The organism is Streptomyces sp. NPDC002309, from assembly GCF_053593375.1.
Genome location: NZ_JBSFCI010000086.1, coordinates 1 through 7894, shown reverse-complemented (window position 1 = coordinate 7894; position 7894 = coordinate 1). Strand labels below are relative to the sequence as shown.

Annotated in this window: 7 protein-coding genes and 5 pseudogenes; 5 read left to right on the top strand and 7 right to left on the bottom strand. The window is 66.9% G+C overall.

The annotated features are described in order from the left end of the window. Positions 1-254 precede the first annotated feature (254 nt). The 4 genes and pseudogenes from ACWCPM_RS34295 to ACWCPM_RS34280 form a co-directional block, all read right to left on the bottom strand. On the bottom strand, positions 255-599 hold the full coding sequence (locus ACWCPM_RS34295; protein WP_450980176.1) for an integrase core domain-containing protein: 345 nt from the start codon (positions 597-599) through the stop codon (positions 255-257). A gap of 27 nt (positions 600-626) precedes the next feature. Further along, complete coding sequence (locus tag ACWCPM_RS34290) at positions 627-968, bottom strand: DDE-type integrase/transposase/recombinase (protein WP_450980177.1); 342 nt, start codon at positions 966-968, stop codon at positions 627-629. A gap of 375 nt (positions 969-1343) precedes the next feature. After that, complete coding sequence (locus ACWCPM_RS34285) at positions 1344-1784, bottom strand: hypothetical protein (RefSeq protein ID WP_450980175.1); 441 nt, start codon at positions 1782-1784, stop codon at positions 1344-1346. 107 nt (positions 1785-1891) lie between these two features. Further along, a pseudogene (locus ACWCPM_RS34280) lies at positions 1892-2512 on the bottom strand (sugar-binding protein); the annotation flags it as partial. Between the two features lie 2 nt (positions 2513-2514). Between ACWCPM_RS34280 and ACWCPM_RS34275 the strand changes: the two are divergent. Next, positions 2515-2707: pseudogene (locus tag ACWCPM_RS34275) on the top strand (transposase); the annotation flags it as partial. 219 nt (positions 2708-2926) lie between these two features. Next, a complete protein-coding gene (locus ACWCPM_RS34270; RefSeq protein ID WP_450980174.1) occupies positions 2927-4141 on the top strand; it encodes an IS110 family transposase in 1215 nt (404 codons plus the stop codon). Between the two features lie 17 nt (positions 4142-4158). Here ACWCPM_RS34270 and ACWCPM_RS34265 read toward each other — a convergent pair whose 3' ends face one another. Next, positions 4159-4410, bottom strand: a complete 252-nt coding sequence (locus ACWCPM_RS34265) for a DUF7660 family protein (RefSeq protein ID WP_450980173.1) — start codon at positions 4408-4410, stop codon at positions 4159-4161. Between the two features lie 67 nt (positions 4411-4477). Here ACWCPM_RS34265 and ACWCPM_RS34260 point away from each other — a divergent pair. Then, positions 4478-4691 (top strand): annotated as a pseudogene (locus ACWCPM_RS34260) (transposase); the annotation flags it as partial. Between the two features lie 793 nt (positions 4692-5484). Next, entirely contained in the window at positions 5485-6063 is a 579-nt protein-coding gene (locus ACWCPM_RS34255) for a peptidoglycan-binding domain-containing protein (RefSeq protein ID WP_450980172.1), read from the top strand. A 117-nt stretch (positions 6064-6180) separates the two neighbouring features. Here the strand turns inward: ACWCPM_RS34255 and rsgA are convergent. Beyond that, positions 6181-6639: pseudogene (gene rsgA / locus ACWCPM_RS34250) on the bottom strand (GTPase RsgA); the annotation flags it as partial. 442 nt (positions 6640-7081) lie between these two features. Between rsgA and ACWCPM_RS34245 the strand changes: the two are divergent. Beyond that, complete coding sequence (locus ACWCPM_RS34245) at positions 7082-7339, top strand: transposase (protein ID WP_450980171.1); 258 nt, start codon at positions 7082-7084, stop codon at positions 7337-7339. On the opposite strand, the pseudogene ACWCPM_RS34240 reads toward ACWCPM_RS34245, so the two are convergent. Further along, positions 7319-7468, bottom strand: a pseudogene (locus tag ACWCPM_RS34240) (IS5/IS1182 family transposase); the annotation flags it as partial. The gene ACWCPM_RS34245 and the pseudogene ACWCPM_RS34240 sit on opposite strands and share 21 nt — an antisense overlap. Between the last annotated feature and the right edge of the window lie 426 nt (positions 7469-7894).

The window sequence follows — 7894 nt, the reverse complement described above, 5'->3', positions numbered from 1 at the left end:
GTGGAAACGATGAACTCCTGAATGCGGGCAGCGCCCGTCACCATGACAGTCATCAACGTCCTCACCTCCTGCTTCTTCTCAACGAACCAACACCGAGCCCCCGGCAACGACACACAGCCGCACCTCGAACGAGCAGAACCATAGCCCCACCCCAGGGCAGGACACCACCGATTAAATTCGTGGCTCTACCTGGGCGCCCTCCGACCGCCGGCGGACCAGCGTCATGCTGAACCGTTCCGGGTTCGGTAGAGATCTCAGATGTTGGGTGTGACCTGGGGTTTCGTGGTGTTGAGGTAGTGATTTGCTTCGTACTCGACGGGCGGGATGTGCCCTATCTCACCGTGGAGTCGGCTGTGGTTGTACCAGTCGATCCACTCGGCGGTGGCCAGCTCGACCTGGGACAGCGTCCTCCAGGGCCGCTGCGGCTTGATCAGCTCGGTCTTGTAGAGCCCGATGGTCGACTCCATCAGGGCGTTGTCCAGGGCGTCCCCGACCGAGCCGACGCTCGCCGCGACGCCGGCGACGTCGAGATGTTCGGCCAGCTTGAACGAGGTGTATTGGGACCCGGCATCCGAATGAGGTATCAACTCACCGCGCACATAGGAATGTTGATCGCGATCGCGTTGTCATAGGGCCATTTCCAGCGCGTCCAGGACGAGCCGGGTCTCCTTCGTGGTGGCCGCCGACCAGCCGACGATGCGGCTCGAGAAGGTGTCCACGACGAAGGCGACGTAGACGACGCCGGTCCAGGTCGCCACGTGCGTGAAGTCCGCGACCCAGCAGCGGTTCGGTGCGTCGGCGACGAAGTCGCGGTCGACCAGGTCCGGACCCCGGGGCGCGGCCGGATCCGGGATCGTGGTGATCACCCTCTTACCGTGGACGGCGCCGGTGATGCCGAGTTCACGCATGAGGCGTTCAACGGTGTAGCGAGCCACGGGATGTCCCTGCCGGTTCTGCCATGACTCGATCCTCTCAAATGATCGAGTCCCAACTGAACCCGGAACGGTTCAGGAGGTGACCCGACCGGCGCTGTCGTAGGCGTACTGGGCGGTACGCCCGCCCCGGCGTCGACGCGGTTGCCCGGCACGTCGCCGAACGCGACCCCGCCGCCCGGCGGAAGGGCTGACGCCTCCAAGATCAACTATTGGCGGCTTCCAAGCTTACCTCGACGATGCCTCAGGTTGATCACAGCGGCCTACGGCACGTTTCCGACGCAGTCCCGACTCCTCGATACCGCTCGCGTTGCCCGGCCCCGTATCCGGCCAGGGCGAAGCGGCCGATCTCGACGCGGGCCATCGTCTCGGGGACGGCACGTGGGCAAGAGCCAATGACGGTACAGCCCCCTAGCGGGCCGCAGGGCTGGCGAACTGCCAGCTCCAGGTGCCGCCCCGGCAGGTCAGGGCCGTGCCGCCGTCGCTCACATACAGGACGTCCATCTGCTCGTCCCAGGCCATGCGCAGCAACTCGTCCTGGGAGTCGCCGCGCAGTAGCCGCTTCCACGGCGGGTCGGCCGGAGCCCCGGGGGTGTCCATGCTGATGGAGTGCACGCCGTGCAGGATCAGCGACACGGGCCCGAGCGGCCAGTACGGCGCCGACTCGGTCTCCACGTAGGCTGCGGAGAACGTCAACTCGATACGCAGGGAGCCGTCCGCGGGCAGCACCGACATGCGGTAGCCCTCCGACTCGACGTCTATCTCCCCGATGCCCGGAAGCTCCCAGCCGGTGATCTCCCGTCGGGGCGGGTCGGGCTCCGCGCCCAGGACCGGGGTACAGCCATCCCACATGGCGCAACCTTTCCTCTCTCAATCGATCAGTCGATCGGGGGTGTGGGGCGGCCCGTTCGGCCCGCCCCACACCCCCGAGTGTCACATCAGCTCATCTGCGACTGGGGGTTGCCCTTGGTCTGTGTCGAGTTGTGGTACTTCTGCAGCCACGAGGGCTGATCAGTCCAACGCGAGGAGGTGTATGCCTGGGTGGTGGACCAGACGTCCCAGCCGTATGCGGCGCAGTCGGTGTTGCCCGAGTGGAAGTTCCACAGGCTCAGCTCCGCACTGGTGATCAACGCGTCCGAGATGGGCGTGGTGTTCCAGTGGATGAACGACCGGGCCGTACGCGGCGTACCGTCAGGGTTCGTGGTGCCCGGATTGCCGAAGTCGAGTTCGGTGTCGGCGGACAAGTCCACCGTTTCGCCTTGCTGCACGTAGGTGTCGAAGGTGCTGGCCAGTGCCGATGTCACCGGATCCACCGTCACCGGGTACTTCGTCTTAGGGTCCGCGAGGAACTTCGCGTCCGGTGTGATGACGAGGTCGACGCCGCCCTTGGTCTTGACGACCTTCATGGCGACTCTGGCCCGGTGGGTGTGCTCACCGGACACCTTGTCGACGGTCGCGTCCCACATCACCGGGGCGGGCATCACGGCCCGCTTCTTGTTCTTCCTGTCGGTGAAGAGCAGGCTGCCGTCCTTCTGCTGCTTGACCTTCAGGCCCTTGGCTTTCAGCGGCAGCGTGTAGGTGGATAGCCGTGCCCCGCGACCGGGAAGGCAGCTTCGAGCCGAAGATTGTCAAAGCGGCAGAAGCGCTTGTCTGGCGTGGACGAGATGGTGATCTCGCTCTCCGCGAAGGGTCTGACGACCGGTGAGGTCCAGGCCCATCTGGCCGAGGTCTATGGCGCCGAAGTCTCCCGCCAGACCATCTCCACGATCACTGACATTGATACTCGTAGCGGGTTCCGGTGGTCGTGGCTCAGGGTCTGACTGACGTCCTGCTGGGCTGTCCTTCGATTGTTCTGTCCGGCCGCCGGGACCCGTTCTCCATGGCTCCGGCCAGGTGGAGCATGACCTGATAGGAGCTTGGCCACAGGCCTCTTCAATGTCCTGTCTGACCCACCCGGCCGAAGTCACCGCCGGCCCGGGAAGGCAGCCCACAGGATGACAGCGACGACCACGCCCACCGCAGAACTGGATGCGGTGTTCGGCGGTGTGGACTCCCATGGGGACACGATCCACGTCGCTGTCATCACCGACCGGGGTGGCCACGTCGCCGACGCCGAGTTCCCGACCACGGCAGCCGGATACGCTGCGGCGGTCGCGTTTCTGAACGCCCACGGCACAGTGACGGCCGTCGGGGTCGAGGGGACCTCATCCTACGGCCTCGGGTTCACCCGTGCCGCCCGCCAAGCGGGCCTCACCGTGATCGAGGTCAACCGGCCTGACAGGGCCGAGCGGCGCCGGATCGGCAAGTCCGATCCCATCGACGCCTACGCAGCCGCCCGCGCCGCGCTGTCCGGCCGGGCAACGGTCATACCCAAGGACGACACGGTCAGCGGCATACGCGCCCTCCACAACGCCGCCCGGTCGGCCGTCAAAGCACGCACCGCCACGCTGAACCAGATCACGCACATCCTCATCACCGCCCCGGACGACATCCGCGTCAAGTACACCGCCCTGCGCGGCAAGACACAGGTCGACGCCCTCTCCCGACTCCGTCCCACCGGCGACGGACCGCGCATCGCCCTCCTGACCGCCCTGAAGACCCTCGCCCGCCGCGTTCAGGCACTGACCACGGAACACGACGCCCTCACCGCCGCCCTGGACGCCGCCGCCACCGAGCACAACCCTGGCCTGCGCGCCGCGTTCGGTGTCGGTCCGGACACCGCGGCCCAGCTCGTAGTCACCGCCGGAGGAAGTCCCGACCGCCTGCGCACTGAGGCATCCTTCGCGGCGCTCTGCGGCGTCGCGCCAGTCCCCGCCTCCAGCGGCAGGACCAACCGTCACCGTCTCTCCCGGGGCGGAGACCGCGGAGCGAACGCCGCTCTCTACCGGATCGCTCTCGTCCGGATGTCCTGTGACGCCCGCACCCGCGAGTACGTCGCCCGGCAGACGGCCGCCGGACGCACGAAGAAGGAGATCATCCGTCTCCTCAAGCGGGCGATCGCCCGGGAGGTCTTCCGCTACCTCACCACACCGGTCACCGTCCCCGACGTCTCCGACCTCCGGCCCGCACGCCAGGCCAAGAACATCACCCTCACCACGGTCGCCAAGCACTTCGGTGTCTGGCCGGCGGCGATCTCCTGCATCGAACGCGGCACACGCCGCGACGACGCCCTCTCAGACGCCTACCGGGACTGGCTCAGCGCGGCCTGACTGTTTCAAGAGCGGACTCACTCATAGACGGTGGCGGCCTGAAGGGCTCTGGCCACGAAGGTCCAGTCCCCGCCCTCCGGGAGTTCCTTCCCGAAGTTTCGGTACCAGCCCGGCGAGTCATGCATCCACGCCGCGAGGGCCTCAAGGAAGTGATCGAGACTCTGGTTCTCCCATTCGTGCCCACGGCGGAGGTAGTCCTGGTGGAGTTCTCGGACGAAGGCGACCATCTCGTCGCGGCTGCGGACCTCGCTATCGGGAGTGAGTGACATGGAGTGAAGGTACATCGCACCGGCAAGCGCCTCCCCACGCTTGACGAGCAATAGGAGCATCAAGGCCCTGGAATCGATGGCAGAGTGGCGCACCCGCCCGCTCGACTCGGTCTACTCGGTCGTCTTCATCGACGCCGTGCACGTCAAGATCAGGGACGGCCATGTCGCCAACCGGCCCGTCTACGTGGCCGTCGCGGTCACCGCCGACGGCTACCGCGAAATCCTCGGCCTGTGGGCGGGCGACGGCGGCGAGGGTGCCACGTACTGGCAGACCGTTCTGAACTGGGGACGACGGCCGGGGACCAGGTTCTGCTGGCCCACCACGCGGCCCGCTGGACTTGGCGTGCCAGCGGCCGGGCCCATCGTGCCGCGCGGGGCCGAGCTCTCCCCTCCTACGACCGTGCCGCGCGGGATGGCCCCGGCCGGCCTGCCCGTGGGCGGCGTGACAGGGCGGCCGCCGACGATGCCGTGGCTGCTGCGGACAGCGCTGGGGCCACTCGGCATGCGCACGGGATTCGGCGTCGGGCCTTGGCCGGTTTGGGACGGCATCCGGCCCATGCCAGGGGCCCGCCCCTGGCATCGGCCGGGGTGTTGACCGGAGCACCGGCTCTGCTGCCGAACACCGGAGGAGCCATGCCGGTCTGCGGAGTCGCTCCGCCATGTACCCGTTCCGGGCCGGGCTGGCCGCTTGCCCCGACCGACGGAGACGGCAAACTCTGAGGCAGCGTGGCCACAGAGTCGACACCCATCCGAGTGGGCTGCTCCACTTCCATCGGCGTGTGGTGCGCGGGTGATGCCACCTCCGGGGACTGCCTCGGGTCCGGAGCACCAGCGGAACCCTCCCGGCCTTGCGCCGGGTGTGCGGAGGAGACGGTGCCGGAGACGGAGGCGCTCGTCACTGAACTGCCGGGGCGGGTCACGTCGTCCCTGGCGGGAACGGCAGCACGTCACAGCCCACGTACTTGGCGCGATCATGGTCATTTGTGGCTTGAACTTGACGTACGGATCAGCTGCCGGAGGCTGTTCAATGGCGCGATCTGGCTCCAAGGGGGGGCCCGAAATCCGGGAGTCTTCATGAGTTGGCACACCAAGCGCATCAGATGGGGCGCTTGCGCGGTGGGGGCGCTGACCGCCGCCGTCCTCGCAGTGAGCACCACCCCGGCCGCGGCGAGCGGAACCTACAGCGGCCGTGCTTATGTTTGGGGGAACGGCTACGACGTCTACGAACTTCCGGCCGACTGGGACGACGAGGGCGAGCTGGGCATGAGCACTCATGCGTCGTCCAACGTCACGTGCTTGTGGCAGAAGATCCTGTGGGCAGATGGGGAACTCGCCAATGCCTCGGACGTCGACGGCGTCTTCGGAAGCCAGACCAGGACGGCGACAATCGCTTGGCAGAAGGACGAGAACAAGCGTTATAACGCCGGTCTGCAGACCGACGGAGGGGTCGGTCCCGGAAGCTTCGGTTGGGCGAACTGGAAGCATCTCTTCTACCGGTCCGGCGACTCAGAGCCCGGCCAGCTTCTCAACCTGTACTACGACGGCACGCACCGCGACTTCGAAGTGAGGCGTGTCGCGAACGGCAATTACGAGTTCGTCGACGGTGACGGCATCTGGCGGGCTGCCGGTTACAACTCTCGGTCATGCCGCTGACGCCTGCCGTCTGAAGTGCGTCGAGGTCCGCTTCCCGTAAGGGGGGCGGGCCTCAGGGCGACTCTGCTGCGTATAGCGGCCTGAGGCGTGTTACAGCGCGCCTCACCGCTGCGCAGTCGCGCCGGACTCCCAGGCGAGGGCGAGGAAGCGCTCGATGCGGCCGAGGTCGAGCTCGACGGCCAGCGACACGGCGATCACGGCGTGGTCGACGTTGGCGGCGAGGATCTGCCCCTCGGACCGCTTGGAGGAGGTGGAACGCACGAAGGCGGTACGGCGAGGAAGAATCGTGCGTGCGTACCGCGGATCATCGCCCTCGGGATCGACGGCGACCCAGTCCCCCGTGCACACGACTTTCATCGGGTCACGGGGAACGACGAACTCGGTGTCGGCCCGGATGACACCGGCGGGGGTGGCGACGTCACACTGACCGCGGTCGACCCGCACGACCCGCCCGGGGACCAGACCCTGCGCGGCGTACGGAGCGAACTCCGCTTCCCAGCCCCCGTCCCAGCCGTAAACGGCGAGGAGGTGCTGAGCATCAGAAGGGGAAGACGTGTCGAGCGAAGCGTTGAACAAGGGGAACCCTTCGAAGGGTGGCCCCGGCGGCGCGCTCAGCGCGCGGAAGTCGAGTGGGTGTCAGCCGGAGACCACAGGGGTGGAAACGATGAACTCCTGAATGCGGGCAGCGCCCGTCACCATGACAGTCATCAACGTCCTCACCTCCTGCTTCTTCTCAACGAACCAACCACCGTGCCCTCGGCAACGACACACAGCCGCACCTCGAACGAGCAGAACCATAGCCCCACCCCAGGACGCGGCACCACCGATTAATTGCGCGGCATCAGCTGGGCAACCCTTCCAGTCGGCGGACCAGCGTCACGCCGCAAGTCGTACAGCATCCTGAGCGAAGACCTGGGTCCTGCAGACCTCACTCAACGACCGGCCGCCTGTAGCTCACGGCAATCCGAGCGCGCGTTCTTGAACGCGGCCCGGGGAACTTGACTGGTCACGGGCCTGCGTGGACGGCTCGCACCTCCACGCGAGAGGGGATGCGGACACCGGTCCGTCGCCGGTCGACTGGCGCAAGACGGGCAGCAAACACCACCTGATCTGCGACGGGCGCGGTACGCCGCTCAAGGTCATCACCACCGCGGCCAACGTCAACGACGTCACTCAGACACTCCCCCTGGTCGACGGCATCCCGCCCGTCGCCGGACGACGCGGCCGTTCTCGCAAGCGTCCCGAAGCACTGCTCGGCGACAAGGGCCTCACGTAAATCGGCATTTGCCGGTGCCGGTTGCCCATTGCGGTCAAGCCGGGCCTTCCTCCAGGCCGTCTACGTCGGCTCGATCAGGTCCCATCGGGCGTCGGACAGGTCGCTGGGGTACGGCTTGCGCTCGCTCACGGCGTAACGCGATCACGGGCGAGGCGGAGGGATCGGTTCCGCTGTTCATAGAGCGATTCCGCGGCAACATCAGACGGACTTCCGGGCACGGAAGCGAACGAGACGAGATGTTGGAGCGTCCGTCCGCCCATGGGATGGAAGCCTGCAAAGCAGCACAGGGCTGAGGGCCGCATATAGGGCTTGGCCCGCATGCTCTCTCAAAGACCCTTGCAGTCACTTGGCACGTCCTGCCGAGCAGCATGTCTCGGTCGCCACCACGGCGTGCTGCCGGCACCGTCGTGACGCGGGGCGGCGATCACCGGCTCTTCCTTCTGTCCTTCTCCTCTTCGTACTCTTCGTCTTCTTCGTATTCCTCCTCTTCGTCCTCGTCCCGCTCCTCGTCCCGCTCCTCGTCCCGCTCCTCGTCCTCGCCTTCGTCTTCGCCTT

Coding starts and splice junctions, on each gene's coding strand:
- ACWCPM_RS34285 (WP_450980175.1), bottom strand. CDS start 1,784: ATGTGGGATGGCTGTACCCCGGTCCTGGGCGCGGAGCCCGACCCGCCC.
- ACWCPM_RS34270 (WP_450980174.1), top strand. CDS start 2,927: ATGACAGCGACGACCACGCCCACCGCAGAACTGGATGCGGTGTTCGGC.
- ACWCPM_RS34265 (WP_450980173.1), bottom strand. CDS start 4,410: ATGTCACTCACTCCCGATAGCGAGGTCCGCAGCCGCGACGAGATGGTC.
- ACWCPM_RS34255 (WP_450980172.1), top strand. CDS start 5,485: ATGAGTTGGCACACCAAGCGCATCAGATGGGGCGCTTGCGCGGTGGGG.